The sequence below is a fragment of the Paenibacillus praedii genome, assembly GCF_049725345.1.
Classification (GTDB): Bacteria; Bacillota; Bacilli; order Paenibacillales; family Paenibacillaceae; genus Pristimantibacillus.
This window is the reverse complement of the sequence record NZ_JBMWAM010000007.1, coordinates 54,764-81,206: the sequence shown is the minus strand read 5'-3', so window position 1 is coordinate 81,206 and position 26,443 is coordinate 54,764. Positions and strand designations below refer to the sequence as shown.

General features: G+C 47.7%; 24 protein-coding genes and 1 other annotated feature. Of the genes, 9 read left to right on the top strand and 15 right to left on the bottom strand.

Annotated elements, in window-relative coordinates; translation table 11 throughout:
* Nucleotides 1-55: 55 nt before the first annotated feature.
* The 3 genes from rpmI to ACO9K6_RS08805 all read right to left on the bottom strand — a co-directional run bounded on the left by rpmI (nt 56) and on the right by ACO9K6_RS08805 (nt 2,359).
* Nucleotides 56-256, bottom strand: a complete 201-nt coding sequence (rpmI, locus tag ACO9K6_RS08815) for a 50S ribosomal protein L35 (RefSeq protein WP_424767184.1) — start codon at nt 254-256, stop codon at nt 56-58.
* Nucleotides 257-291: 35 nt separating this feature from the next.
* Nucleotides 292-789 carry a translation initiation factor IF-3 gene (infC, locus tag ACO9K6_RS08810; protein WP_424767304.1) on the bottom strand — a complete coding sequence of 166 codons (498 nt, stop codon included), beginning with the start codon at nt 787-789 and terminating at the stop codon, nt 292-294.
* A 56-nt stretch (nt 790-845) separates the two neighbouring features.
* Nucleotides 846-1,003 (bottom strand) — a sequence feature (ribosomal protein L20 leader region).
* Nucleotides 1,004-1,117: 114 nt separating this feature from the next.
* Nucleotides 1,118-2,359 (bottom strand): glycosyltransferase family 2 protein, encoded by a 1,242-nt coding sequence (locus ACO9K6_RS08805; RefSeq protein WP_424767183.1) that lies wholly within the window; start codon nt 2,357-2,359, stop codon nt 1,118-1,120.
* Nucleotides 2,360-2,958: 599 nt separating this feature from the next.
* Between ACO9K6_RS08805 and ACO9K6_RS08800 the strand changes: the two genes are divergently transcribed.
* On the top strand, nt 2,959-3,531 hold the full coding sequence (locus ACO9K6_RS08800) for a phosphatase PAP2 family protein (RefSeq protein ID WP_424767182.1): 573 nt from the start codon (nt 2,959-2,961) through the stop codon (nt 3,529-3,531).
* Here the strand turns inward: ACO9K6_RS08800 and trmB are convergent.
* Together trmB and ACO9K6_RS08790 are read right to left on the bottom strand one after the other, a co-directional pair.
* Nucleotides 3,528-4,295 carry a tRNA (guanosine(46)-N7)-methyltransferase TrmB gene (trmB, locus tag ACO9K6_RS08795; RefSeq protein WP_424767181.1) on the bottom strand — a complete coding sequence of 256 codons (768 nt, stop codon included), beginning with the start codon at nt 4,293-4,295 and terminating at the stop codon, nt 3,528-3,530. The two genes, ACO9K6_RS08800 and trmB, sit on opposite strands and share 4 nt — an antisense overlap.
* Before the next feature lie 144 nt (nt 4,296-4,439).
* Nucleotides 4,440-4,646, bottom strand: coding sequence for a hypothetical protein (locus ACO9K6_RS08790; protein ID WP_424767180.1), 207 nt, complete (start codon nt 4,644-4,646; stop codon nt 4,440-4,442).
* Nucleotides 4,647-4,930: 284 nt separating this feature from the next.
* Here ACO9K6_RS08790 and mnmL point away from each other — a divergent pair, with 284 nt between their 5' ends.
* The 3 genes from mnmL (at nt 4,931) to ACO9K6_RS08775 (ending at nt 7,531) form a co-directional block, all read left to right on the top strand.
* Nucleotides 4,931-5,893: a tRNA modification radical SAM protein MnmL/YtqA gene (gene mnmL, locus ACO9K6_RS08785; RefSeq protein ID WP_424767179.1), complete on the top strand. Its 963-nt coding sequence runs from the start codon at nt 4,931-4,933 to the stop codon at nt 5,891-5,893.
* A gap of 1 nt (nt 5,894) precedes the next feature.
* Complete coding sequence (mnmM, locus tag ACO9K6_RS08780; protein ID WP_424767178.1) at nt 5,895-6,494, top strand: tRNA 5-(aminomethyl)-2-thiouridylate-methyltransferase MnmM; 600 nt, start codon at nt 5,895-5,897, stop codon at nt 6,492-6,494.
* Between the two features lie 62 nt (nt 6,495-6,556).
* A complete protein-coding gene (locus ACO9K6_RS08775; RefSeq protein WP_424767177.1) occupies nt 6,557-7,531 on the top strand; it encodes a type I phosphomannose isomerase catalytic subunit in 975 nt (324 codons plus the stop codon).
* Between the two features lie 83 nt (nt 7,532-7,614).
* Here the strand turns inward: ACO9K6_RS08775 and ACO9K6_RS08770 are convergent, their stop codons facing one another.
* Nucleotides 7,615-9,498: a B12-binding domain-containing radical SAM protein gene (locus tag ACO9K6_RS08770; protein WP_424767176.1), complete on the bottom strand. Its 1,884-nt coding sequence runs from the start codon at nt 9,496-9,498 to the stop codon at nt 7,615-7,617.
* A 122-nt stretch (nt 9,499-9,620) separates the two neighbouring features.
* Nucleotides 9,621-11,171 (bottom strand): stalk domain-containing protein, encoded by a 1,551-nt coding sequence (locus tag ACO9K6_RS08765; RefSeq protein WP_424767175.1) that lies wholly within the window; start codon nt 11,169-11,171, stop codon nt 9,621-9,623.
* 190 nt (nt 11,172-11,361) lie between these two features.
* Here ACO9K6_RS08765 and ACO9K6_RS08760 point away from each other — a divergent pair, with 190 nt between their 5' ends.
* Both ACO9K6_RS08760 and ACO9K6_RS08755 read left to right on the top strand, forming a co-directional pair.
* The gene (locus ACO9K6_RS08760) at nt 11,362-12,297 is read left to right on the top strand and encodes an RluA family pseudouridine synthase (RefSeq protein ID WP_424767174.1); all 936 of its coding nucleotides are present in this window, start codon (nt 11,362-11,364) and stop codon (nt 12,295-12,297) included.
* 227 nt (nt 12,298-12,524) lie between these two features.
* Nucleotides 12,525-12,860, top strand: a complete 336-nt coding sequence (locus ACO9K6_RS08755) for a DUF1904 family protein (protein ID WP_424767173.1) — start codon at nt 12,525-12,527, stop codon at nt 12,858-12,860.
* Nucleotides 12,861-12,927: 67 nt separating this feature from the next.
* Here ACO9K6_RS08755 and ACO9K6_RS08750 read toward each other — a convergent pair whose 3' ends face one another.
* Nucleotides 12,928-14,223, bottom strand: coding sequence for an MFS transporter (locus tag ACO9K6_RS08750; protein WP_424767172.1), 1,296 nt, complete (start codon nt 14,221-14,223; stop codon nt 12,928-12,930).
* A 262-nt stretch (nt 14,224-14,485) separates the two neighbouring features.
* On the opposite strand from ACO9K6_RS08750, the gene ACO9K6_RS08745 reads away from it, so the two are divergent.
* The gene (locus tag ACO9K6_RS08745; protein ID WP_424767171.1) at nt 14,486-16,747 is read left to right on the top strand and encodes a UvrD-helicase domain-containing protein; all 2,262 of its coding nucleotides are present in this window, start codon (nt 14,486-14,488) and stop codon (nt 16,745-16,747) included.
* Nucleotides 16,748-16,827: 80 nt separating this feature from the next.
* Here the strand turns inward: ACO9K6_RS08745 and ACO9K6_RS08740 are convergent, their stop codons facing one another.
* The 3 genes from ACO9K6_RS08740 to ACO9K6_RS08730 all read right to left on the bottom strand — a co-directional run bounded on the left by ACO9K6_RS08740 (nt 16,828) and on the right by ACO9K6_RS08730 (nt 19,184).
* Nucleotides 16,828-17,331, bottom strand: a complete 504-nt coding sequence (locus tag ACO9K6_RS08740; protein WP_424767170.1) for a ferritin — start codon at nt 17,329-17,331, stop codon at nt 16,828-16,830.
* A gap of 97 nt (nt 17,332-17,428) precedes the next feature.
* Complete coding sequence (locus ACO9K6_RS08735; protein WP_424767169.1) at nt 17,429-17,650, bottom strand: DUF1450 domain-containing protein; 222 nt, start codon at nt 17,648-17,650, stop codon at nt 17,429-17,431.
* Between the two features lie 115 nt (nt 17,651-17,765).
* Entirely contained in the window at nt 17,766-19,184 is a 1,419-nt protein-coding gene (locus ACO9K6_RS08730) for a S41 family peptidase (RefSeq protein ID WP_424767168.1), read from the bottom strand.
* Nucleotides 19,185-19,322: 138 nt separating this feature from the next.
* Between ACO9K6_RS08730 and ACO9K6_RS08725 the strand changes: the two genes are divergently transcribed.
* Together ACO9K6_RS08725 and ACO9K6_RS08720 are read left to right on the top strand one after the other, a co-directional pair.
* Complete coding sequence (locus ACO9K6_RS08725; protein ID WP_424767167.1) at nt 19,323-20,132, top strand: Cof-type HAD-IIB family hydrolase; 810 nt, start codon at nt 19,323-19,325, stop codon at nt 20,130-20,132.
* A gap of 80 nt (nt 20,133-20,212) precedes the next feature.
* On the top strand, nt 20,213-20,404 hold the full coding sequence (locus ACO9K6_RS08720) for a cysteine-rich CWC family protein (protein ID WP_424767166.1): 192 nt from the start codon (nt 20,213-20,215) through the stop codon (nt 20,402-20,404).
* 135 nt (nt 20,405-20,539) lie between these two features.
* Here the strand turns inward: ACO9K6_RS08720 and ACO9K6_RS08715 are convergent, their stop codons facing one another.
* From ACO9K6_RS08715 to sigI, 4 genes are all read right to left on the bottom strand, one after another.
* On the bottom strand, nt 20,540-22,999 hold the full coding sequence (locus ACO9K6_RS08715) for an EAL domain-containing protein (protein ID WP_424767165.1): 2,460 nt from the start codon (nt 22,997-22,999) through the stop codon (nt 20,540-20,542).
* Between the two features lie 173 nt (nt 23,000-23,172).
* A complete protein-coding gene (locus tag ACO9K6_RS08710) occupies nt 23,173-24,264 on the bottom strand; it encodes a stalk domain-containing protein (protein WP_424767164.1) in 1,092 nt (363 codons plus the stop codon).
* Nucleotides 24,265-24,381: 117 nt separating this feature from the next.
* Nucleotides 24,382-25,626 (bottom strand): anti-sigma factor domain-containing protein, encoded by a 1,245-nt coding sequence (locus ACO9K6_RS08705; RefSeq protein WP_424767163.1) that lies wholly within the window; start codon nt 25,624-25,626, stop codon nt 24,382-24,384.
* Complete coding sequence (sigI, locus tag ACO9K6_RS08700) at nt 25,626-26,369, bottom strand: RNA polymerase sigma-I factor (RefSeq protein ID WP_424767162.1); 744 nt, start codon at nt 26,367-26,369, stop codon at nt 25,626-25,628. The genes ACO9K6_RS08705 and sigI overlap by 1 nt, the downstream gene beginning before the upstream one ends.
* Nucleotides 26,370-26,443 lie beyond the last annotated feature (74 nt).

Genomic DNA, 26,443 nt, shown 5'->3' with positions numbered 1-26,443 from the left:
CTGTAGGTTGAATTTTGCTTAAATATAAGATGTTATAAGCTTATGTCTAAGCTTACTATTTCAAGTTGGAAAGGCCTTGCTTGATACGACTTACGTCGCCAGCAGCCATAAGCGGTTGGCCAGCAAGTACACGTTTTTGACGACCGGATTTGTGCGAAAGCAAGTGGTTACGGTAAGCTTTGTAACGTTTTACTTTACCAGTACCGGTAATTTTGAAGCGGTCTTTCAGACTGCTGTGAGTTTTCATCTTAGGCATATCAGTTATCCTCCTTAAAAGTCGTTGTCCAGTTGTTAGCTGTTTGTTTTGGGTGCCAAAATCATAATCATGCTCCGGCCTTCCAGCTTCGGAGCGCGCTCAACGCTGCATATTTCGGCAACCTCTTTCGCAAGACGATCCAAAATACGTTGTCCGATCGCTGCATGCGTGATCTCACGACCGCGGAAGCGGACGGAAGCTTTAACCTTATCGCCTTCATTCAGAAACTTAACTACGTTGCGGAATTTCGTCTGGTAGTCATTCTCCTCAATGTTAGCGCGGAACCAAACCTCTTTGAGATCAACGATTTTTTGATTCTTGCGGGCTTCCTTCTCTTTCTTCTGCTGCTCGTAACGGAATTTGCCATAGTCCATGATTCGGCATACCGGCGGTTTAGCCGTCGGAGCGACGTTCACCAGATCCAGATTAAGATCGATTGCAAGCTGAATCGCCTCACGAATAGGTGTGATTCCGATTTGCTCACCGTCAGCGCCGACTAGGCGTACTTCTCTGGCTCTGATTTCATCATTGATTTGATGTTCTCTGCTAATAACGTGCCACCTCCAAAATAGTCTGTTTCATGGTTACACACAATAAAAAAATGCGGGTTCGCTCGAACCCGCATCTCATAACCGTACATTTATGCCAATACATCATTTCTAACGAAATAATGGAATGACCCATCGATTATCGCAAACCAGTCAGCTTGAGCCAAAAGGTGAGAAGCGGGCGCTTCTGCTTGTGCGTCATGAAATTAGTTGTAAATGTTACCGACTTACTATATCACAGTCTGCTAAGAAGTGTCAACGCCTAAGTCGAAAGTTTAAAATTCGATTAATAAACATCATATCGTCAAATCATTTAAGGCAGTTTACTCTGCACTTCTTCAATGCGAACTACGCGAGTATGCTGTGTATGACTCCACGTTTTATTGTTTTGCGTAAAGAACGCATAGAACGTGATAGGCCACCAAGAAATAAGGAAGATCGGCATTGTCAGAAGATATGCGTACATCTTCCATGATTTCACGCCCTCAAGACGCATCGCAAGCGGGAATTGAATAATCGTAGCTGCCGCAGCGACAACTAGAACCCACGTTGGTACGTAATTATACAGGGAATCAAATACGTTTGAAGATGGAATCGCAATATCAATCCACAAAACCATTGTCAATACGAACCCGAGCAGTGTGTTATAGACGGAGACGGTGTAGATCGCCGAATCAAACTTAACAAAGTTCCGCTCTTTAATACTTGCCCACAAAAGCGGGAAAAAGTAGTTGCGAGCGACATTGAAATGACCCTGCATCCAACGCAAGCGTTGTCTTGCCGATGCTTTAAAGGTAACCGGCTTCTCATCATAAACCTTCGCGTCGTAATTGAGGATCGGATAGATTCCGCGTTGTACGCAGCGCATTGAAAATTCTAAATCCTCAACCAGACTAGTCGCTCCCCAGCCTATTTCCTTAAGGACAGTTGAATCGAAGCACATTCCGGTACCGCCAAGGAAGTTACTCATTTTCAAATTTGTTCTCGAAAGCTGCCACAAGCGGTTGCAATACCAGTAGGTTATGCCGTACGCGGCTGTAATCCACGAATCACTTGGATTTTTGGTATCCAGATAACCCTGAATAACCTGATGGCCTTCGCACAAATCATTGTTCATCAATTGCAAGAAATCAGGGTTCACCAAATTATCCGCATCGAACATAACGACTGCATCATATTGACGCGGCATGCTCCAAAGCTCTTTGAGCATCCATTCAATCGCATAACCTTTACCGCGCAAATGGTGATTCGTTCGCTCACATGCATGTACGCCCAGGCTCCGGCTGATTTCAGCCGTTCGATCTGTACAATTGTCGCATATAACGAAAATATCGTATAGCTCTTCCGGATAGTCCATTTTTTTCAAATTTTCAATTAAAGCTCCGACAACCTGCTCTTCGTTGTGAGCTGCTACGAGCACAGCAAACGTTTTTTGAGGCGCATGCTGCTTTCTGCTTTTATTTTTAAACAAGCCAAAGATCGAAAGACCAAACTGATACACTGCTATTAACGCCATTAAAACTTGGAACGCAATAAAAATAACATCCAAAACCATTAGGCACTGCCCCCTTGAGACCCCATTTTTTTGCTTGCTTCAGCATTCCTGCTCTGGTGCCTAGCAAGCTTTTTATTATATATTTTCTCTTTTTATCAGCGTTTCTCTGTAAACGCTTTGTAACCTTTACTGATTCTCCACAGAAACAACTTTTTTGTCAAAAGTTGAATAAGTCTTAATTACGCTTAATCTCGTCAGAAAAACGCTTGCATATCACAGGAATGAATACATCTCCTCCTTTTACGGCTACTCAGCCTTATTTTCAACCATTTGCTGGTTTTTTAGCACTAACGACCTTATTTACGATTGAAGTCCCGAAAATGTTTCTACAATCGCCATCCCGGCATTTGACGAAATCGTGTACAAGCAGCTTTTTTTCGACAGTTTATTAGGTTTCGACATATTTAAATTAGAAACTTTTCATAATACGTCCATAACAGTTTTACCATCAGACACACTAAATTAAACAGAAATCTAAAATGATTCTGAATACGAATGATTTATACAGGAACAAGAAATAATTTACGCTCCGCATACAAAAACATGTTAAAATTGATAGCAGAAGTAAAAAGCAAGCCACCGTAAGGAGGATGACAGCGATGGAAAGAATGATAGGCTGGTTGAAAACGAACGAAACCAGAATGCTGATTTGGGCAAATCGGAGACCTACAACAGGAAAAGGACACCGGCTTCTCGGCCGATGGTTAACTACTGTCACACATATGGGCGGCGCCACCTTTACGCTAGCAACCGCCCTTCTATACGCGCTTCTTGCACCTGCTCCTTGGAGCATAACAGGCTGGCAAAGCTTAACTGCCGTAATTATCAGCCACTTGCCTGTGGCCTTTGTCAAAAGAAAATTCAAGCGGCTGCGACCCTATCAGACACTGCCCGATGTAAACACATGTCCGAAGCCGTTAGTAGACTCATCGTTTCCCTCCGGACATACGACAGCGATCTTCGCTTGGCTTGTCCCGATTTTGCTGACGAGCGGCATTTGGCTGACGATATTGCTGCCAATCGCGCTGCTGATCGGCATATCGGTCGGCTGGTCGAGAATGTATCTTGGCTTGCATTACCCTTCGGATGTTGCGGCAGGCGCCCTTATTGGAACATTGACCGCTTTCGCGGTCAACTACTCCTGGGTAGCCTCGGCAGCAGGGATCAATTAATGATCCTCATGCTCTGATTCCTCAGAATCAGAGCCTTGCGCATCTGCTTCCTCTTTAAGCGACTTTTCTTGTTTGGCAGCGCGGTGCTTCTGCAAAGCCTCAGAGCCGATTACAACCTCGCAGCGATAAATATTTTGGCCTTTTTCCATAAACTTCATCTCATATTCAGTAAACACAAGGTCCTCTCGGGGACCTTCTTTATGTAAATGAAGTGAAATATTGCGCATGATCAGTTCCATCTCCGCAAAACTGTTAAGCGAAAACTCAAACAATGATTGCGAATCCGTCTTAAAATGAATCTCCCCGCGCTCGTTCAGCAGCTCGATGTATTTCGCGATAAACCGAGGATGCGTCAGCCGCCGGCGGGCATGCTTGCCTTTTGGCCAAGGATCGCTGAAGTTGAGATGAATCCGTTCGATCTCACCCGGCGCGAACATCGTCTCAATCCCTTCAATATTAGCGCGCAGCAGCGCAAGATTCGGCGGACTAGCTTCGCCCTTCTGCTCCCAGATCGCACGGGCTTTCTCGCTTGCACGGCGAAGCAGCTCGTCATACATATCAACGCCAATAAAATTAATATGCGGATAACGAGCGCTCATATGGCTAATAAAACGTCCCTTTCCCATCCCCAGCTCTACATAAATAGGGTTATCATTCCCAAAAAACTCACGCCATTTCCCTTTGTGCGGAGCCGCATCGAGGACAACCAGCTCCGGCTGTCCCTCTATGCTTTCTCGAATTCCTTTTCTTCCTCTTAAACGCATATCCAGTGATTCCTCCAATTATCGTGTACGATTAAACTAGTCCTTATTGTGCCCAAGAATAGGCGTAAAGTAAAGGGTTAAACAGTAAAAAAGCCGCGGCCTCTCGGCACAACGGCTTAATCGAAATAAATTTACTGCTGATGCTTAGAGAAGCATCTGATAAGGAATTGGCGCATTTTCCTTCTGCTCGCGCTCATATGCTTCAAACAGCACCTCATTCAGCTTCTTGCGAGCGGAAATTTCTACGCTATGATTATTGTGAAAACGGACACCTGTCAGCGCCATTAATTCTTTTACTGTAAGCTCAACTGTTATTGTGTTCTCACCATGCGGAATTTTTGTTGTTGTCATCTCACATCACCTCATCGATTTATTATAAAAGTGTTTCCATTTAATCGACGTTTCATGAATCCAGGTGCAAATGGGCTGTGTTAGGTTTATTCGTTGATCTGTCGCACTTTTAATATAACACTTCATGTAAGGTTACGCAAGCCTAAAATGCTTCATTTCAAAAATAATTTCCAAAATAAAGCGTTTTCCGAACATTCCTAATGGGGGCATGGAACAAATGTGGCTTTCCCACCTGATTTTCGTTAAAATATAGGGTGTATTGTTTTGAAAGAAGGGGAAAAACGATGATCGAATTACACACTTCGTCGCAGCAGCCTATGCTCTGGGGCGACAAAAGATTTCATACATGGAATTACGAAATGCGCGAACAGTTCGGCGGCAAGGTATTCAAGGTTATGCTCGATGCCGGCTTCACTTGTCCGAACCGCGACGGCTCGATTGCAAAGGGCGGCTGCACCTTTTGCAGCGCTCGGGGATCAGGCGATTTTGCCGGTAGCCGGCGCGATGATCTCGTTACGCAGTTCAATCATATTCGCGACCGTCAGCACCAGAAATGGCCGGATGCCAAATATATCGGCTACTTCCAAGCCTATACGAATACGTATGCTCCTGTTGAGGAGCTGCGCGAATATTATGAAGTCATCCTTCAGCAGCCAGGTGTAGTGGGCCTGTCAATTGCCACGCGTCCCGACTGCCTGCCTGATGATGTGGTCGACTATCTGGCGGAGCTGAATGAGCGCACCTACCTTTGGGTGGAGATGGGGCTCCAGACGGTGCATGAATCGACCTCTGAGCTTATTAACCGGGCGCATGATACGGAATGTTATCTGGACGCGGTCCGCAGGCTTCGCGAGCGCGGCATACGGGTATGCGCGCATATTATCTACGGCCTGCCGCAGGAAACGCATGAAATGATGCTTGATACCGGCCGCGCAGTCGCGAAGATGGATGTGCAGGGTATCAAAATTCACCTGCTCCACCTCATGCGGAAAACGCCGATGGTGCGCCAGTACGAGGCGGGCCTGCTCCAATTTCTGGAGCAAGAGGAATATGTTAAGCTCGTCGTCGACACGCTCGAGTTTTTGCCACCAGAAATGATCGTTCATCGGCTGACCGGCGATGCGCCGCGAGATCTGCTTATCGGTCCCATGTGGAGCCTTAAGAAGTGGGAAGTGCTTAACGCATTCGATGATGAGCTTCGCCGCCGCAATACGTGGCAGGGCAAGCTGTGGCAGCCGGAGGTGTAGGATGGGCTTCCTATCTGTCCTAAGCATGGCGCACAAATGGATCGCCGAGCGGACCATGCCCGGCGATACTGTGATCGATGCAACGGCTGGCACTGGGGTGGATACGCTCGCGCTTGCTGAGCTGGTTGGAGCTAAAGGCATGGTATATGCCTTTGACATTCAGCAGGAGGCGCTTGACCGCACTAGCGAGCGCCTCTCTTCTATCGCTGACTCGAGCAAGCTGCCTGCAGTCAGGCTAATGCTCGACAATCATACAAGGATGGCCGAGGCAGTAGATGCTGCTGCTGTTGGACAAACAGCAGCCATTATGTTCAATCTCGGTTATTTGCCCGGCGGCAATGATCTATCCGTCATCACCGAGCCAGGCACAACGATAGCCGCACTTCATGCGGCTGTCGATTTGCTGCGGCCGGGCGGTATCGTCACCTGCGTGCTCTACCCAGGCCATCCCGGCGGCGCGGAGGAAGCCGCTGCGGTAGAAGCTTGGGCGGCACAGCTGCCGCAGGCTTTGGCGCAAGCGGTTACGTACCGCCAGTCGCAGCGTCCTAACGCGCCTTACCTGGTTGCTGTGGAGAAACGGCCAGTCAAAGCCGCTCGATAATCGGCTTTGACTGGCCACTTCACGATACATATTACATTAATAGCATGGGAGAGATTTGCGCAATGACAGTTAAACCTTATCCACTACAGTTTAAACCGGAAATGAAGGAGCGTATTTGGGGGGGCCGGGCACTTGAAGGCTTTGGCCTTGAGCTTCCTGAAGGCTCTATCGGCGAAGGCTGGATGATCGGCGATCATCCGAACGGCACGACAAAGGTCATGAACGGCGAACTCGCCGGGACAGGCCTAGACCAAATCCGCGAACGCTATGGACGCGAATGGTTCGGAACAAAAGGCTTCTCTGAGAAAAACGGTCGTTTCCCGCTCCTTATCAAGCTTCTTGATTGCAATGATGACTTGTCCATTCAAGTACATCCTACCGATGCTTACGAAGGACTGCCGCAGGGTGAGCTTGGCAAAACGGAAATGTGGTACATTCTCGACGCAAAGCCCGGCGCAAAAATTATTTATGGCCTCAAAAATGGAGTCGATCGTGCAGCGATGGAAGCAGCGATTGCCGAAGGCCGCATAATGGACACGCTGCAGGAGGTATCCGTAGCGGCAGGCGACGCTTTCTACATTCCCGCCGGTACGGTTCATGCGCTATGCTCTGGCGTCGTTGTCGCAGAAATCCAGCAAAATTCCGATACGACTTATCGCCTCCATGACTATGACCGTCCTGGTCTCGACGGCCAGCTCCGTGAGCTTCACATAGAAGATTCGCTTAACGTCATCGCCTATGAGGGAGCCGGCGCTCAGCGTATGAAAACCGACAATGCCGTAGCCGGACAATGGCTGAACATCGCAACTTCCCCTTACTTTGTAGTCGAAAAAGGAATTGTAATCGCACCGTGGCAGCTTTCCACATCACAAGAGAGCTTCGTTATTGTGGTCGTTGCCGAAGGCGAAGGCCAATTGAAATGGGCAGATGGCGAGCAATCCGTCAAAGCTGGCGAATGCTTCCTGCTTCCTGCTACTTTAGGCAGCTACGAGCTGTCCGGCAGTATGACTGTCCTGCGCAGTGTTGTGCCCGCTTAAAGCAATATACAACAAAAAGTTCGACATCTTTGATGGCGTCGAACTTTTTTTGGTGCAGTATCATTAGCTGTTAGGCTTGATCTTTACAGCGTCAAGGCTTCGCTCTCTGCTTCTACCGGAAGCATGAACGGCCTAGGCTTCGGCTTGCTGCTGCCCGCTTCAAGCGCGTACAGTACGACAAGCAGCGTTTGACGTTCCCTCACGACTTCTCCGCGTGCAAGGAATGTCGACAAATCGAATGGCAGCTTCTCAATCACCGCATGCTTGTGAAGCTCCTTCTCGCTTAAGCCTAGTGCAGCGAATTCAGCAGACACCTCACTTGGCCGCTCGGCCAGTCGGCGCATCCAGCTGCTCCACTCCGATTTGTCCATCATAAATTCCCACCAGGTTTTGCGCGGCTTGTAATTATGATTAAGGAAATAGTCATATTTCATCAGGCCGAGCACGACTTCGGCATCGAGACGCGCTCCTGCTGCCGCAATAATGCCTTCATAGGATAATGCAGCATCTCCCCCGGCTTCAGGCGATGACCGCTGCAGCTCATTACCCGAGCTAGGAAGAAATTCAAGGAATGCCCATAACCTGGAAAACAAATCTTCCAGCTGATGCCCAATCTTCTGCCAGCCGCTGCGCTCCCAGAAATCACCGAATGCTTGGAAGAAATCAAATGGCGACGGGAACACGCGATCCACCAGATATAGCAGCGTGTGATCCATCCGATGTGCGTTCCAGTACTTCTCGAGCACATCCTCCACTCGTTTAATTCGTACAATATCGCTAAACGGCATCAGATCGTTGCCAAGCATTTCATACGGCGATCTATCCATGTAAATATAACCCCACTTGTCGGCCTCGCGGCGCAGACCGGTGCCTCGCAGCATCTTGAGGAAGCCAAGCTGCAGCTCTTCGGGGCGAAGCTCGAACACATCGTTGAACGTCCCCCGAAAAGTGTCGTAATTCTCAAGCGGCAACCCGGCGATTAAGTCGAGATGCTGATCGATTTTGAGCGAATCCTTCACCTTTGATACAGTACGAACCAGCTTCGACCAATTCTGGCGACGCTGCACCGCTTCGTTTGTCGGATCATTCGTCGACTGCACGCCGATCTCGAACCGAAAAATGCCAGGCGGCGCATGCTCAGCCAAATAATCCAGCACCTCGGGGCGCATGATATCCGCCGTAATCTCGAACTGGAACACGCAGCCCCGATGATTTTCGATTAGGAAGTTGAATATTTCCAGGGCATAGTCGCGCTTAATGTTAAAGGTGCGGTCTACGAATTTAATAAGCTTCGCACCTGAGTCAATCAGATACAGAATATCCGCCTTCGTCCGTTCCATATCAAAGTAACGCACGCCGACCTCGATGCTCGACAAGCAGAACTGGCAGCTGAATGGGCAGCCTCGGCTTGTCTCAAAATAGACGACGCGGCTCGCCAAATGAGGAATATCCTCCTTAAAGCGATGCGGCGAAGGCAGCTCGTTCAAATTCAGCTTGGGACGAGGCGGATTAATAAGCACTTCAACCTTATCCGCACGCTGCTTTCGATAGGTAACCCCGAACACCATATGATACTTGCCTTCGCCTTCGATCTCAGTCAGAAGATGATGAAACGTCTCCTCGCCTTCCCCAACCACGATAAAATCAACCTCTTGCACGCGTTCCATCCAATAGTCCATATCATAGCTGACTTCCGGCCCTCCGAGAATGATTTTAATCTCAGGCATAATTTTGCGCAGCATATTGATAACCGTGATCGTCTCCTCAATATTCCAGATGTAGCAGGAGAAGCCGACCACGTCTGGCTTGCGCGAGAAAATATCCGATACAATGTTCATCACCGGATCTTTGATTGTATACTCGGCAATGTCGATATCAAAGCGCTCACCGCTGTATGCCTTCAGGCATCGCAGTGCGAGCGAGGTGTGAATGAACTTCGCATTCAATGTGGATAGTACCACTTTCATAGCTATGACCTCTCTAACTTCAGCTTTCGTTTTCCAAGATGCCTTCTATTGTACCGAAAAAAAACAAAAAAAAGAAGAGGTATCCATTCCCGTCACCAACGGCAAAAGATACCTCTCTTCTATTAATCTCTTACTTTAATATGGAGTTGATCCTTGAGCTGCATATCAATGACCGGATAACGGACACGCCATTTGTCGCCGCCAAGCGGCGTTACTTCGCCTGCTGCAAAGCCGCGCGGCTCAAAGCCGTAATCACGCTCGAAGGAGATGAGCACCTGAATCTTCTCATCCGGCAGCAAGTCGTGAAGCTCGTAGCCTAAATTAATCGCCCATAGGCGAAGCTCATCCGAAGTCCCAGGCCCATAGTACATATAAAATATAGGATCGATGTCCGCCGTTAGGACAAGCCAGCCCGCTGAATCGCGCTTCACTTCCCATTTGGTGAAATTCGCTTCGCCCTCGATCGTTGACACCGATGAGAACTGAGCTGTCATCAGCTCCTGAATGTCGGAAAGCGGAGCACCAACGAGCGTATCAGGCAGCGCGGATGGCAGGAACTTCGCTTCCTTCAGCAGCTCATCTGTTACCTCGCTCTTAAGTGCAGCCGCATGCAAAATGGCTACCGCAAAATTTAAATCTGCATTCGTGTTGGAGTAGCCGAGCGTTGTAATTCCGATCAGCTCCCCATTCTCGTTAAATAGAGCGCCGCCGGAGCTGCCGTGATCGATGGGTGCGCTGGTCTGAATGTAGCGGACTCCACCTTCATAAATAATATTACTAATTAGACCGTCTGATGCAGTATTTTGCAAGCCTAGCGGACTTCCGATCGCCACGACCTTGCCGCCTTTTTGAATATTCAATCCGTAACCAAGCTCAACCGCAGGAATAGACATACGTTTTTCCGTTTTAATAATAGCCATGTCCGATTTTTCATTATAATTTACGACGCCGGCAATCTGCAGCTGGTCTCCGTCAATCGTCATCGCTGTAGCAGAAGCTGCATTGGTGATCACGTGATAATTGGTCAGAATCAGATTATCGCCAATGACAATTCCGCTGCCCTGCCCGCGATTTGTTATAATCATCACGATGCTTTCATCGTATTTCGCTACGATTTCCTTCGTCGTCATTGCGATTTGTTTCTTCTGCTCAGAAAGCCGTTTATCATACGCTGCCCATTCGGCTGATTGTGCTGAGGTTATCCGAACAGCACCCGCTGCATGATCCCACTTTACCGTTGCACCAAGAGCTTCGGAAATGAATCGTGCGGGTACAAAAGTAACTCCGCCCCGTACAACAGAAGGTGCATCAAGCCTCACTGCTTTATTATTGATAACCGCTTCCTTCTTGCCTGCCTTAAGAGAAATCGTAATATTGCCTTTGCGGCCGATGATCGTCTCCGTTTTCTTCTCCCAGGTTACGCTTGCGCCTAATGCAGTGAATATATCACGCATTGGAACGAAGGTTACCCCCTTCTCTGCGTAAGCAGCGGCCGAAAGCGTAAGCTTCTTGCCATCTACAAATACTTGCACTTGCGATGCTGCAGCAGCAGTCGCTTTAGTCGTAACGCTGGCTGCGGACACTGAAGGGCTTTCCAGCGCCGGCAGCGGGGCTAATATGAGGCCCGTTACGAGCAAGGGACAAAGAAATAACTGAATAAGCTTGCTTCTCACTTAAACATTTCTCCTAACTTTTTTCCATTTCATCCTTCAATATTTATCCTGTTCATCGTACCATCCCCTCTTATACTTTGTCTATGAAAATGGGTTTCATAGTGAAGCCAGACAAAAGGAAAAGGAAGATTAGAATTGCGGGTGTTACTCGTGGTATAGTAGGAGCATTGAATCTAGGAGGTCGTCAAGCATGCATAAGGGGAGAAAGCGCCCGATCCATCATCAAGCTGGGGCAGCTAACAATAAATCCTATCCGGTTACCGAGCCGATAGAACTGCTGCCTTTTCTCATAAAAAATATATCCGGCGCCGGCCGAAACGTTATAAAGACGATCCTGGCGCATGGTCAGATCGCAGTTAACGGAAAATCAACCACAGCCTATAACTTTGCGCTTCAGCCCGGCGACATGGTGACTGTCAGTAAAGACCGCCCAAAGGAAAAGCTGCCTTTCGAGGGACTGTCAATTATGTTCGAAGACGAGCATATCATCGTCATTAAGAAGGATGCAGGGCTTCTTTCGGTAGCTTCGGATACGGGGAAGGATACCGAGGTTACCGCCTATCGCCAATTAATGGCGCATGTGAGGCTCGATAGTCCGAGGAACCGGATTTTCGTTGTCCACCGGCTAGACCGCGATACATCAGGTGTGATGCTCTTCGCCAAGAGCGAGGCCGTTCAGCAGCAACTTCAGAACAGCTGGCAGGAAACCGTTCAGGAGCGAATCTACGTCGCGCTAGTGGAAGGCATGGTCAAGAAGGAGCAGGCAACGGTTACCTCATGGTTGAAGGAAAGCAAGACACTCAAAATGTATTCCAGCTCCTATCCAAATGACGGACAGCACGCCGTTACGCATTATAAAGTGCTTCGTGCCGGCAAAGCTTTCTCGCTGCTCGAGATTCAGCTTGAAACAGGACGAAAAAACCAAATTCGCGTTCATATGGAGGACATTGGCCACCCCGTAGTCGGGGACAAAAAGTATGGCGCTCGTACGAAGGCCATCGGCCGTCTCGGCCTGCATGCCCGCATTTTGGCCTTCACGCATCCGGTCACAGGCAAGCTGCTCCGTTTCGAGACCGAGATTCCTAAGGTGTTTCTAAAGCCTTTTCAAATGCAAGGACAAGAGTAAACACAGAGAAGCATCAACCGCTCATTTCGGGCAGTTGATGCTTCTTTTTTAATGCAGGCATTTTTTAAAAAAGCTTGGGGTTCAATAAAGTTAGAACTGTTCTTACCCTTGTTGACCAGATACTATTCGTATTAGATATCAATAAACCTTTCATCCCCTAAAATCCGTCTATCCTATGTTATACTACTTGAGATAAACTATTCCGTCTTGTAGGAGGAACGATAACCATGCCCCATCTCTTATTCCGCGGCGTTCAAGCCGAACTGCTAAAAACCGTTGCTGCTCCATTAGCCGAGGAATTGGCAGTCCTATGCAGCTGCGGCACAGATAACTTTACGATGAGCTGTCTTCACACGACGAACGTATTCGCAGACGATTCGAACGATGCTGCCTTCGCCTTTATCGAGGTCGGCTGGTTCGAGCGAGGACAGCAGGTGCGCAATCTCTTCGCCGAAGCCTTGACGAAATATGTGCTTCAGCTGGGAATACCCGACATCGAAATCGTATTCCATGCTTACCGTGAGGACAGCTACTATATTAACGGTAATCCTGTGGAAGCGTAATCCCGAGTCTAGCTTGTAAACAGAATGAGAAAAAGCTGGTTTTGCCTTGCCTATTGATTAAAGCTTCTTATTGGCTAATATCTGCCTTCGCACGAGATTGACTCGTGCTTCTAATCGGATATAAGTAGAAAAATAGAAGAGCAATAACTAATGCTATAAACGGGATCACGCTTAGCATCGAACGAATGCCCCAAACCGCCGCCTCCGTCTGAACCGCATCCTGCACATAGCCGGTTGTCTCGAGAATAATACCCAGCACGACCGCCTGCAGCGATACGCCCCATTTGACAATGAAGCCGTTCATGCCAAAATACATGCCTTCCCTGCGCACATTTGTCCGCTGCTCATCCTCATCAATAATCTCGGACAGCAGGACATCCAACAAAACGAGCAGACCGGCGAGGCCTACACCGATCAAGGCAGCGGCAACCGCCGCTGCCGCCACATTGGATACAAGCAGAAACGGAATCATCGCCAGCGCATAAATGGTTACAGCCGTCATAACCGTTGTTCGCGGACCCCATTTTTGAACGAGCCTTCCCCAAATGTACACACAAGGAATCGCAGCGATAAAGATTGCCCCGAGCAGAATCGTATTGTTATCCTCCGGCGCTTGCAGCACATATTTCGTAAAAAACGGGATCGCGGCCGGCAGCATCGCAAACGTAAATTGAACGAAAAAGCTGCCGATGACGAATAAAACAAACGCTTTATTGGAAAATGTCCACTTGAGGGATTGGATAAAACGGACTTCCTCGCGCTGCACAACCATTTTTTCTTTGCTTGCCGAAATCATAATAATAAAGAATAACAAGGCGATCCCAGCAAAAACCGCCCCCATCGGGCCCCAGCCCAAATTGCCATACACGAGGGGAGGCAGCGCCACACCAATGATCATACCGATAATGCCGAACATTTGACGCCAAGAGGAAACCGTAGCACGCTCTTTGATCGTCGTGAACATTTCCGGGAACAAAGCAGAATAATTTAGTACAACCATGACAAACAGCACATCATAGAGCAGCACGATCGTCAAAAAGTACCAAAATAACGTTGTACCCGTCCCCACCGGGAACCAGATCGCCGTAAACAAAGCCGCAAGCGGCACCATGCCGAAAAGCATGTATGGAATTCTCCTGCCCCAGCGGGACTTTGTCCGATCGGAAATATGACCGAAGAACGGGTTCAGCACCGCATTTACAATACCGTGGATGACCATCGCCACACTAATTAAACCAGGCCTAACGCCCAGCACATCCACATAATAAAACACAATGTACGAGGCGAAGGCTTGAGCAATCAAATTGACCGATAGATTTCCTGAGCTATACGCTAGTTTCGATTTAAAGCTGGCTGCAGTCATATGGAACACACCCCCTGATACGATGATAATAAACTAGTCTATTCCACTAGCAACTCTTTCATCTTACCGCACAAATCCTTTTTATTCCATAAATAACTTTTGCTTCGTTTTTATATTTATTCCCTCCAAATGGATATGCTTCACCACGTATACCCGATAGATCCGATTGCATGAAGCAGCCGCGGCAATACTTCATGTACATCCTCCTTTAAGGCTTGTTCAATCATGCTGACAGCCCTCTTTCCTCATGTGATCTGTTATAATGAATGAATATTATTTTATGAAGGTGATCGATTTGAGCAATCTTTATTATACATTTCCAATTGGCATTCGTGACTGTGAGGTGCCCGATGCCGCCAAAGCGAAGGCAGAAACGAGCCGGCAGCTTGTTAACGATAGAGAGCCCGATGCCGCTTTCTTTCGCGCGCTAGAGCAATACGGCATCTCTCTCAATCGGCCGCAGCTCGCTGCTGTCCGCCATCATACGGGCGCTGCCCTTACGCTGGCAGGCGCAGGCTCGGGCAAAACTTCGGTGCTTGTCTGCAGGACCGCATATCTGCTGGCTGTACGACAAGTGCAGCCCCAGCATATTTTGCTTATGACCTTCTCCAAAAAAGCCGCGGATGAGATGCGCGGCCGCATACGCTCGCTTCCTATCACAGGCGCACCATCCGCTAGCGGTGTAGAAGCACGAACCTTTCATTCCTTTTGCCTCCAGCTGCTGAGAGGGCGCGGCTATCGCCAGGCGATACTCGGCGAGACAGGGCAGAAGCATGTTTTCTTTAAAAGACTGATGCGAGAGCTGATGCTCCAGAATGAGTATGAGCCCGAAACCCTGCTGGCCCAGCTATCCGCACTTAAGCTAAGAATGGTCGACCTTGAGGAGCTCCCGGAAAAGACCACGGAGGAACGTGAGCTGAAGCTGCTGTTCAGTCGCTATGAACAATGGAAGAAGCAAATCAACAAGCTCGATTATGACGATCTGCTGCTTGAGGCCTATCGGCTGCTGCGCGATGATTCGGAGCTCCTTGCGACCCTGCAGAGACGCTTCCAATATATTATGATTGACGAGTTCCAGGATACAAACCAGGTTCAATATGTACTCATCCAAATGCTCGCTGACAAGCATCATAACCTCATGGTGGTCGGCGATGATGATCAGACGATTTATTCGTTTAACGGCGCAAAGAACGATTATATTATGAATTTCGAGCAGCAGTATCCGGGCGCTGTCACAATTGTACTGGATATCAATTACCGTTCGACCAGCACCATTGTCGGGCTTGGCAATGCCATTATTCAATATAATAAGCAGCGCAAGGAGAAAACGCTCCTGGCCGTCAAGCCAAAGGGGATCAGCCCCTCCTATGCTAGGCTCAAATCGACGCAGGATGAAGCAAGGCTTATTGTGGATACGATAATTGCGCAGAAGGAGCAAGGCAAGCGTTCGTTCGGCGACTTCGCGGTGCTCTTTCGCACAGCGAGCAGCAGCAGAGCGCTCGTCGAGCTGCTGCTTACCACAGAGCTTCCGTTCATCGACTTCGGCGATGGCCAGCTATTTTATGACCAATGGGCCATAAAGCCATTACTAGCACATCTTCGGCTCGTCATTGACCGCCGAAGCTTTGATGCGATTGAAGCGCTTCTTCCGACGCTGTATGTCAATCGCGAGCAGGCCATGGCGTTTATTTGGAATCAGGACAAGCAGCGTGCGAAGAAATGGCCGCTTATCCATCTGCTTGAATATCCGCAGCTGAAGGATTTTCAGAAGGATAAAATAAAAGAACGCATTAGGCTCATCAAGTCGCTAGCCGAATGCAAGCCAGCTGCTGCTATTGCTCAGCTCCGCCAAGCCTTCTACGATCAATTCTTAGAGACAAGCAAACGTCATGAAATGACTGAGCATAAGGAAGGATTAAAGGAGGTGCTAGACGAGTTGGAATCGGCGGCGAGCGCCTATGAAACCATTGAAGCCTTTGCCTCTTATATAGACGATATCACTGAAAAGCATGCGGCCGTGAAGCTGCATAACCACGAGCAAAGCCGCAGCGCGATTTCGCTGATGACGATTCACAAATCGAAGGGTCTTGAATATCCGGTCGTCTTTGTCCTTGGTGCCTCCGAGGGCATCCTTCCGCACAGCTCTGCGCTGGCCGCGGACAAGCACAGCGATCGGAGCTCTTTGCAATCGGGAAGTAATGCCCTTACAGAGGCGCTTGAGGAGGAAAGGAGGCTCGCTTATGTTGCCGTCACAAGAGCGCAGGAAGAGCTGTACGTGAGCTCGCCCGCCTCCTACCGCGGCAAACCGACAGAGCTGTCCCGCTTCATCCGCTCCGCCTTCCTCAAGGGGCATGAGGCGGCTCCTGACACCGAAATGGCCCTCGCTTGGCTCTGCTCAAGCGATTCCTGCCAGGTCTGGCAGCGGATTATCACGTATGAGGATGCACAGGCTGAATCGCGTCCTTGTCCGATGTGCAACTCGCCGATGGTGCAAGGAACAAAGGTGCTGCCGAAGAAGCATTAGGCACGCATAAAATAAAAAGGGGAAGTCCCACGGTATCGATCATACCTGGCAGGACATCCCCTTAGCATGCTATGAATTGATTATAGCGGCGGAGCCGTGAACGTACGGCCAGCAAACTCCGCATCCAGCATATAAAATGCGTTGCTGTCCTTATCGATCCGTTTCAGCTTGTGAATAATGTTATCGAACAGCGCCTCTTCTTCAACTTGCTCGTCAATAAACCACTTCAGAAAGTTGATTGTCGCATGCTCGCGATCATTCATTGCGAGATCCGACAAGTTATAGAAACGACTTGTATTCTGCTGCTCATGCGCGTAACCCTGCTCGAAAGCATCCAGAATGGAATTGTAGTCGTTGTGTGGCTCTCCCAGTGCGGAGAGCGTCGCGCGACGACCGCGGTCATTTATAAACTTGTATATTTTCATCGCATGAAATCTTTCTTCATCAGCCTGAACAATAAAGAAATTGGCAAAGCCTTCAAGATTTTCGCCGGAACAATACGCTGCCATCGCAAGATACACATGCGCAGAATAAAACTCAAAATTCATTTGCTCATTTAACGCTTCTGCTAATTTATCATTCATAGCTCGTGCACCTCAGCTTTCCTAGTTTGTACTTATTCTAACATAAAAGCAAAGAACGGCAAATGCCGTTCTATGTAAAAATATTCAACTTTAATCGTTAACCGATCATTTTTTTTAGGCGTTTATACAACTGGTCAGCCGACGGTGCGCTTACCGTTTTGGACTTGACGACAACGAAGCACTCCAGCTTGCAGGTCTTGCAATTGCCTAAGCAGTCACTCTTCTTCTGCTTAATATCTGGATACCGCTCCTTCATGGCCTTGTAGATCGGCTTTAATCCATTCTTTAAATTACGTTTACAATATTTGATCTTCTTCATCCGAGTCACCCCGCAGCGCAACGAAGTATTTGCTTTCTATTAGATGATAATGATTATCATCCCCGTTGTCAACAGTAAGTTTGTGACGATGCTGCTTCAGCCGGATAATAAGCTTTTATTTGCGCAATACTTCCAACCCCTTAAGCAGCTGATTATCCTCTCTCTCCAGCTTTTCCCGAAGCCGGTCAAGCAGCAGGTAGCCCGTCTTATCGTCAAACTCGCCGGTAACCTCCAACTGCTCGGCCTCCTGGAAGCTGCGAATCCCTTTCTCGGTCTGTTCATCATAGTAGCCCTCCTGACCAACCGGCTCGTAGCCAAGCTCGCGCAGCATCAGCTGCAGCGTCTTCACATCCTCGCCATAGCTGCCCAGCTTCATATCTGTGCCGATCGCAAGTGGTCTAAGCTTCGTATAGGCCGGGAGCTCTACCTCAATATCCGGCATAACCCCTGTTTCATTCAGCCATGTTCCTGCAGGCGTCTTCCACTGCGCTTCCGTCAAGCTTAATACGGAGCCGTCTTTAAATTGGTTAAAAGCCTGGACAACGCCCTTGCCGTAGGTTTTCTCACCGATAACCGTCGCGCCTGCCGATTCCTTGAGCGCCGCTGTCAGCACCTCGCTCGCGCTGGCGGACTGTCCGTTTACCAATACGGCAACAGGAACGGTCCATTCCTTCTCCTGCTTCGATTTATACGTAATCGTCTGCCGCTCGTTTTTGTACACGACATCCAATATCACTTTATCCTTAGGTATAAGCTTATTCGCAATTTGCAGCGTAGGCTGCAGCAGCCCGCCAGGGTTGGAGCGCATGTCCAGAAGCAAGCCTTTAAGCGGCTGCTGCTTCTGCAGGTCCTCCAGCGCAGCGGCGAACTCTTCGGCTGTTTTCTCGGCAAAACGGGTGATCGTAACATGCCCGATTCCTCCGTCAAGCAGCTCCGAGGTAACGGTATGGATCGGGATCGCTTCCCGCTTCAGCGTGAGCGCAATTGGCTCGGTCTGGCCAGGACGCTGCACCTGCAGCAACACAGACGTTCCTTCTTCTCCTCGGATTACCCCGATTAGCTCTTGAAAGGTTTTCCCGCCCATCTGCTCCTTATTCACAGAAGTTATGATATCGCCAGGAAGCAGCCCTCCGCGTTCTGCTGGCGCGCCTTTCGTTAGATTCGTAATGATAAACTGACCTTCCTCTTCCCTGATTTCCGCACCGATCCCATAAATTTGACCTTCATAGGACTGGGTATAAGCATCGCCCTGCTCCTCCACTAAATAACGCGAATAAGGATCCTCCAGCGAGGCTACCATACCTACCGTCGCTCCGTTAAGCAATTCCTTTGGCTCAGCGCCATTTAAGTAATCATTCATAATTTTGTTATAAGACATCGTAAATTGCTGGAACGCTGGCTCGCCAAGCATCGGATAACGATTGCCCGTCCACATCACTCCAATGGTAAACCCGATAGCCATGAACAATATAGCTCCCAGCACGCAGAGAGACAGGAACCGCTGCTTCGCTGCTTCTGTTGTAAAAATTTTCATATACTAGTCTCCTTAAACGCTTAGTTTTGTGAAGCACTGCTGACTTCGAATGCAAGCGCTTAGTCTTGTATGTATACCGCTTTTTCGCTACAATCAACCTAGCCTATATTAAAGAGAGCTTGAAGGGAGCATCACCGCATGTATAAACTAATCGCTATTGATGTTGATGATACATTGTTAACGGATGATCTAATCGTTACAGAAGGCACAAAGCAAGCTATGGAAGCTGCCATTGCGAAGGGGGTTATGGTTACGCTGGCAACCGGCCGTATGTTTGCTTCCGCCCAGAAAATCGCCAAACAAATAGAACTCAATGTTCCTATTATTACTTATCAAGGAGCACTCGTCAAAACGCTGCTCGGCGGAGAGGTGCTTTACGAACGAAATGTACCGACTGATGCCGCCAAGGAGCTTCATGCTTTCTCAGAGGCAAATGGCCTTCATCTGCAGCTATATGTAAACGATGAGCTATACGGCACTGAGGACAATGACAAAATCAAGGCCTATTCCAAGCTTTCCAACATTCCATACAAAATAGAGCCTGACTTCAATAAGTTGATCAATTACCCGATGAACAAAATGCTCATGATCGACGAGCCTGCTCGTCTTGACGAGATTGCGGAGCAGCTAAAGCCGCTGATTGGAAATCGTGTCCATATTACAAAATCCAAAGCGCATTACTTGGAATTTATGCATAAAGAAGGTACAAAAGGACATGCTCTTCGTTTTCTGGCCAAGCACATCGGCTGTACTATGGACCAGACAATTGCCCTCGGCGATGCATGGAATGACAATGAAATGATTCAAGCAGCCGGTCTTGGCGTAGCGATGGGCAACGCTATTCAATCGCTGAAGGACATCGCGGACTATGTCACGCTCACGAACAACGAAGAAGGCGTACGCCATGCAATCGAGAAATTCGTGCTGAACACTTCTGCCGAATCTTAAAAAAATCGCTATAAAAAGTGAAACAGCCCCTTCGCTTCGAACGAAAGGGCTGTTCCTTTTGGAGAAGGGAGCTTTTTGAATTGGAGTGTCCAATCTGCGGTGAACCGAACCATTGCGGTGTGAAGGACGTTAAGGAACAGGGCGTTGAATGCTGGTGCTTCCATGAGCATTTCCCGAAAGGGCTGTTGGCGCTTGTCCCCGAAGAGAAACGTGGTAAAGCTTGCATATGCAAGACATGCTCGACGACTTACAAGGAAGCTTCGAAGTTGTAAAATATAAAGTTTTAGGCAGTCAGCTAGACGCGGCCGATATCGCTGTCCCCCTGTAGTGATGGATATCTGAGGTACATTGGGCTTCCTCCAATCGTCGTCTCCTACAATCAGGGATTCACCCAGGAGCAAAAGGTGTTAGACAAGGTTTGGATTCGGGTACCCCTTAGCTGGGCGCCCCGGCACAAAAAACGCCTGCTCCACATCATTGGCCGACAAGGGCTTGCTGAAGTAATAGCCCTGAATTTTCCCGCAATCCTTATCGGTCAGAATTTCAAGCTGATCCTTCGTCTCAATACCCTCGGCAATGACCTCCATATTTAAATGCTCTGCAATTGAAATGATTGCTGTGACGATAGCACTATCGTTATTATTTTCTGTAATATCTCGAATAAACGAGCGAGCGATCTTGACCTTATGGATCGGAAACAGCTTCAAGTAGCTGAGCGAACTGAAGCCCGTTCCGAAATCGTCAAGACTGATTCGAATGCCGTACTCATGTAATTGATTTAGAATGCTTGTTGATATGCCTGGATCCATCATCATACTCTCTGTTATTTCCAGCTCTAAATAATGCGGTTCAAGGCCTGTCTCATCCAAAATCGTTTTTATGTATTCCGCAAGATGAGGCTGATGGAATTGCTGTGAAGACAGGTTAACTGATATCGGGATGAGCGGTCCTCCCGCATTATGCCAATGCCGCATCTGACTGCACGCTTTACGAAGCACCCAAGCTCCTAAATCGTAAATGAGCCCTGTTTTCTCTGCAATCGGTATAAATACACCAGGAGATAATAAACCTTTCTCAGGATGATTCCAGCGTACCAACGCTTCTATCCCTATCATGCTTTTATCCGCCGTCCTTATTTGCGGCTGATAGTGCAGCAACAGCTCGTCCCGCTCAATCGCTTTTCGCAAATCTCCCTCCAACTCAATTTTTTCCAACAGCTGCTCATCCAGCTCATTCGAATAAAACTCGTATCCATTCTTTCCTTTTTTCTTAATCTCATACATCGCTGTATCCGCATTCTTCAGCAGTTGAAACGCATCCCCCCCGTGAACGGGGAACAAAGCAATGCCAATGCTGGCAGATACATGAAACTCGATGCCCTGAAGCCGATACGGCGCTTGGAAGGTATGAATGATCTGCTCCGCTATTTCGCTAATCACTTCTTCCTTATCGTAATGACGGCAAAGAAGCGTAAACTCATCGCCGCCCACACGAGCCAGCATCACATCATAACCGGATACGCAAAGGCTGATGCGGTTACTTACCTCCTTCAGAAACTGATCGCCGAACGAATGTCCCAGCGAATCATTGATTATCTTGAAACGATCGATATCAAGTAGCATGACGGCAAAACTCGATTTCAGCTCACTGCTTGTTTTTATCGCTTCAATGATTGATTGATTGAACAGCCTGCGATTCGGCAGGCCTGTCAGCTCATCGTGAAACGCTAAATGGTTAATCTTCTCCTTCGCCTGCTTCTCCTGGGTAATATCCTTAAAAATAATATAACTGCCTACCACCTTGCCTTCAACGATAACAGGTACATTTGTCACGCTGAGCTCAAGTCGCTGCCCGTCCTGTCGAATAATGGAGGTCTCGTGGTTTAACGTCTCTCCTTGGAACGAGCGGTAGAACATTTCTCTTGCTTGCTCCCGATCCTCCGCCGCAATAATTGTATCGAGCGAACTGATCAGCTGATGCTTCACCTGCTCCCTGTCAAACCCAGTCATTTCGAGAGCTCTGGCATTAAAGCTGATCACGCGATACTGCAGGTCTACCGAGACGATGCCGTCCTGACTATTTTCATATAAAGATTTATACCATTTCTCATTTTGCTCCAGCTCCGTATCCTTGCCTGCCAATTTTTTCGAAATATAAATGCCAGCAAGAGACAAACCAAGCGTGAACAATATGCCGCCTGCGATAAAATAAGCAAGCCACTTTTGATCAAGAATAATGCCATAAAAAATCGCTCTCCTGCTTCCGCCATGGAAATTTGCTGCCCACATCCCCATGTAGTGCATCCCCGCAATGGCGGCACCCATTATTGCCCCGCTGCCAAGCTTCTTCCAAAACTCTCCCTGCTGTTCTCCCTTGCGGAAATAAAATGTCAGCCACAATGCGGTAATCGATGCGCCGAACGTAATGAGAATGGATAGAATAAAGAGGAACGGATGATAGGTCACTTGAACAAGCATGGCGGCCATACCGACATAATGCATCATTGAAATGCCCGCAGTGAGCAGAAGCGCGCCTACAATTAGCTGACGCCTAGTTAATTCGTTTCGTCCAACGGCATACAGCGCAATATACGCAGCTCCGATTGCCGCCAGTACCGAGAGCAGCACGACGACCAGATCATAAACGATTATCATTGGCAGTGAAATAGCGAGCATACCTACGAAGTGCATCGACCAAATTCCCATCCCCATCACTGCAGACCCGAATAACAGCCAGCCACGGCGCTTGTTTCCTTTAGATGCGCTTACCCTGCCTGCCAAATCTAACGCTGTATAGGCGGCAACCACTGCTATAATATATGAACATATAACTAAAAAACCATCATATGTTCCATGAACATGGTCCATCATGTTCCCTCTTTTCTATTTAAGATGAATCCGTACTAAGGTACTATACTATTATACATGATCGAATGAACATTTTCTGACAACTAATGACTTCTCCAACAGAAATCACTAAAACAAAGAAGGAGCTTCTCTAGGCTTTTGACCCAGAGAAGCTCCTTCTTTATTCTATTCCTCTATGATGCTTCCACATTTCCTTCGACACTAATTTCTGATATAACGATCATTTTACTTTCCTGTTTCCACTCGACCTTCGTACCGAGCGCTTCACCGACAAAACGTAATGGAATGACTGTACGGCCATCTACGAGCATCGCAGGGGTATCAATGCTAATCTCTTGATTGTTCACAAGCGCTACACTGCTGTTAATCGTTAATTCAATTGTGATCTCTCCACTTTTAATTGTAACTTGCTGATTAACGCTGTCCCAGTCTACCTTTGCTCCAAGAGCCTCTGAAATCGCACGGAATGGAACTAATGTACGTCCGCCTTCTACGAATGGCTTGAGGTCGAAATGAGGGACTAGGCCGTTTACAAATGCTTTAATCTCCGAATCTCCCGTTTCTACATATGCTTTGCTTAACACTTCAAATATTTCGGAATTTTTCGGATTCAATGCAGCAGCCACCATTAGATGAACGATAGCATCGTCATATTCACCTGCATTCGCTAGTGTCTCACCCAATTTGTAACGGGCAACCGAGCTGGACGGATTGCTCTCAACCGCTTTTTCCAAATAAAGCTGCTTCTCGCTTAAATCGCCCTGGCTTTCAGCCAGCTCTGCCTGCACGATAAAGGACAGATACCCCTCCGGGTCAAGGGCGATCAATTTCTCCACAACCTCCTGAGCATCACTTAGCTCACCGATCGCTAGATAATGTAAGGCAAGCTCGGCATACAAGCGTTTATTATCCGGATCAGACTCCAGCGCTTCCTCCAGCTCGTCTATCGCAGCTTCAACTTCTTCTTCAATTAAATCAAATAACTCGTTATCCGCTTCCTCATGCTCGCGATCTTTATCCAGCTGATCTTCATCTACATCTACTTCGTCTGTATCGTCCTCACGGTCCTCATCGTCCCAGTCACCCTTACCTGGTCCCCACGAACCAGTATCAGAATACGTTGAAGCAGTCACACTCGATGCAGCTCTTTCCTGGGATGTGCCACTTTTCCATTCCGTTCTTACGCTTGACTGTGCAAAGCCGGTTGACAACGGGGTAAGAGCCAAAATTGCTGCGAGGGATACTACAGCTAGTTGTTTTTTCATCCAATAATTACCTCCACTTTTTTATGTCATTTATTGTTCTTATTTATTAATACGTCGGTTATTTTGCGAAATTGGGGGTCGGTCCAAAATATTTATTATTATTTTCAATAAAAAACCTTACTTTTTAGAAGAATTGCTATTATTCGAGGTAGCGTAATCACGATTGGAATCGGACCAATTATCGTCCTCATTATTATAAGCTCCCTCATCCGATGAGTCGTCTGGATATACGATATCTTCTATTTTGTCTTCCTCCTCCTCACCCTCTGCTTCCTTAGAGTCGTCCTCCGGTCTATCCGGGATCTCAATGTCTTCCGATTCCTCGTGGTGTTCTGCTTGCTCATAGACATCGTCTTTCTCATCATCTTGAGCCTTCTCGGCAGTGCCAGTTTCCGCACTGTTATCCGGCCTATTTGAGCTGCCAGCTCCCTTATTCAGTTTAAAATCCCCTTTGCTGACGGGTTTCTCATCTGTGTCTGCTTCCTCATCGATTTCTGCATCCTCTGCGACTTCTATATCCTCATCGACTGCCGAAGACTGAGAACGATTCGTCTGTTTATTTGTATTTTCATCGGGAATTACTAATTTTTCCGACTGTTGTTCTGAATTTGTAGCAGGAGAAGAGGGGATTGTATTTCCCCCTGTCACAGGCCTTGAATCATTTTTCTCTGGTATAGGTGTATACATTTCAACATCAATTGGCATCTCTAGCTGCTCCGATTGCAGGATCGACAGCCATTCATTTAGAGACAGCTTCTTTTCTAAGGCTTGCTCGTATACGACTTTGTCTGCATGCTCGATTTTTACAGTCCCTTCCAAATGATTCGATTGAAGAGTTTTTGCAACGACTGCCTCAATAGTCGCAGCATCTACTTCGGATTTCCCTCTTATTTTCACAATAGTAATCACAATATTATTTTCTTTGCCCTTTTCCACATACCCGAGAGCAATCGATTTAGACAGCACCTGTTCAACGGCATCTTCAATTTGCAATTTCCTGAGTGAAAGCTCTTTTAACAGCTTTTCCGCGTCGGCATTTAAAGGAACTGCCTTCATGACCTCTCTATCTGAATTTAAATACAGCTCGAGGCTTGGATTGATATCGATCGCTACTACTTGATCATACTGCGGCTTCATCGTCTGCGCCCATACAATAGCTCCAAAAAAAATGAACACGCATGCTGCTGCCGCAAATAGCCAGGAAGTCGAAATTTGTTTTTTGCGCATGATAGGAACCGTTATCCGTTCGCCAACAAGTGGATTATTTTTCATTAGGGGCTGATTGCGAAATTTACCGTCGTCACACAATACTACGATAAATTTATCGGTAACTTTCATGACAAGTCCGCTTGTTTCGAGCATTACTTCCGCCTCCTTGCTAAATCTGGGAATACTATCGACGATGTCAAATGAGGAAGATCCTTTGCAATAAGAATAACGATAAGAGCGATCAAATATTTTCTGCCCCGTTCCACCGTTTTGCGGCTAACATTGGTAAAACCAAGGACCTGCTTAAGCGGAAGCTGTTTCGTTTTCAAGAGCGTTTCAACTAAATCTGTGCGCTGGACAAATTCGTAAGCAATTTGCACCAAATTCCCCCTTGCGTCTGCCCGATCAGGAGAAGCGTCTTCTAATTCTTCGAAATAAATTCCAAACTCCTCGAGTCTCTCGCTGTATATATGTATTTCTTCTACACGCTCTTGAATTTGCTTTTGTTCATGATATTGCTGCCAGGACTGCTTAATCTCAGCTGGATTTCCTTCAAATTCTTCAAATTCCGTAAATTGCACCAGTGCATCCAAGCTCATTGCAGCTTGCTGCCGTCCTTCTTTTCTGTAGTAATCGATCAGTCTGGAGTGTATGATAATGGTCGCATAACGATGGAAATTATCATTTTGAGAGCTCTCGTATCTATCAATGGCTTCGTTAAGCGCAATAAGACCAATACTCATTTCATCATCATTCCATGAAACTATCCGCTTGCAAATTTTAGATGTGGCCCGCTCCACGAACGGCTTATTATAATGAATAAGCTGCTGCCTGCTTTGTTCATTTCCTTGCTGCGCTTGTGTAATCAATTCTTTTAGAACAGCATCTGCAAGCATGATTCTCTCACCCCTCATAATGTCACATAGCCTAATACGTATCGAAGCAGCCTTAACTGTCCGTCCTAACCGCT

Excerpts from the sequence above, each read along its gene's own strand:
- ACO9K6_RS08790 (WP_424767180.1), bottom strand. The coding sequence starts at position 4,646 with ATGACAACAACAAAAATTCCGCATGGTGAGAACACAATAACAGTTGAG.
- ACO9K6_RS08770 (WP_424767176.1), bottom strand. The coding sequence starts at position 9,498 with ATGAAAGTGGTACTATCCACATTGAATGCGAAGTTCATTCACACCTCG.
- mnmL (WP_424767179.1), top strand. The coding sequence starts at position 4,931 with ATGATCGAATTACACACTTCGTCGCAGCAGCCTATGCTCTGGGGCGAC.
- ACO9K6_RS08805 (WP_424767183.1), bottom strand. The coding sequence starts at position 2,359 with ATGGTTTTGGATGTTATTTTTATTGCGTTCCAAGTTTTAATGGCGTTA.
- ACO9K6_RS08715 (WP_424767165.1), bottom strand. The coding sequence starts at position 22,999 with ATGGACCATGTTCATGGAACATATGATGGTTTTTTAGTTATATGTTCA.
- ACO9K6_RS08710 (WP_424767164.1), bottom strand. The coding sequence starts at position 24,264 with ATGAAAAAACAACTAGCTGTAGTATCCCTCGCAGCAATTTTGGCTCTT.
- ACO9K6_RS08755 (WP_424767173.1), top strand. The coding sequence starts at position 12,525 with ATGCCCCATCTCTTATTCCGCGGCGTTCAAGCCGAACTGCTAAAAACC.
- ACO9K6_RS08800 (WP_424767182.1), top strand. The coding sequence starts at position 2,959 with ATGGAAAGAATGATAGGCTGGTTGAAAACGAACGAAACCAGAATGCTG.
- mnmM (WP_424767178.1), top strand. The coding sequence starts at position 5,895 with ATGGGCTTCCTATCTGTCCTAAGCATGGCGCACAAATGGATCGCCGAG.
- ACO9K6_RS08775 (WP_424767177.1), top strand. The coding sequence starts at position 6,557 with ATGACAGTTAAACCTTATCCACTACAGTTTAAACCGGAAATGAAGGAG.
- ACO9K6_RS08725 (WP_424767167.1), top strand. The coding sequence starts at position 19,323 with ATGTATAAACTAATCGCTATTGATGTTGATGATACATTGTTAACGGAT.
- ACO9K6_RS08735 (WP_424767169.1), bottom strand. The coding sequence starts at position 17,650 with ATGAAGAAGATCAAATATTGTAAACGTAATTTAAAGAATGGATTAAAG.
- ACO9K6_RS08760 (WP_424767174.1), top strand. The coding sequence starts at position 11,362 with ATGCATAAGGGGAGAAAGCGCCCGATCCATCATCAAGCTGGGGCAGCT.
- sigI (WP_424767162.1), bottom strand. The coding sequence starts at position 26,369 with ATGCTTGCAGATGCTGTTCTAAAAGAATTGATTACACAAGCGCAGCAA.
- rpmI (WP_424767184.1), bottom strand. The coding sequence starts at position 256 with ATGCCTAAGATGAAAACTCACAGCAGTCTGAAAGACCGCTTCAAAATT.
- ACO9K6_RS08705 (WP_424767163.1), bottom strand. The coding sequence starts at position 25,626 with ATGCTCGAAACAAGCGGACTTGTCATGAAAGTTACCGATAAATTTATC.
- ACO9K6_RS08730 (WP_424767168.1), bottom strand. The coding sequence starts at position 19,184 with ATGAAAATTTTTACAACAGAAGCAGCGAAGCAGCGGTTCCTGTCTCTC.
- ACO9K6_RS08750 (WP_424767172.1), bottom strand. The coding sequence starts at position 14,223 with ATGACTGCAGCCAGCTTTAAATCGAAACTAGCGTATAGCTCAGGAAAT.
- trmB (WP_424767181.1), bottom strand. The coding sequence starts at position 4,295 with ATGCGTTTAAGAGGAAGAAAAGGAATTCGAGAAAGCATAGAGGGACAG.
- ACO9K6_RS08745 (WP_424767171.1), top strand. The coding sequence starts at position 14,486 with ATGAATGAATATTATTTTATGAAGGTGATCGATTTGAGCAATCTTTAT.
- ACO9K6_RS08740 (WP_424767170.1), bottom strand. The coding sequence starts at position 17,331 with ATGAATGATAAATTAGCAGAAGCGTTAAATGAGCAAATGAATTTTGAG.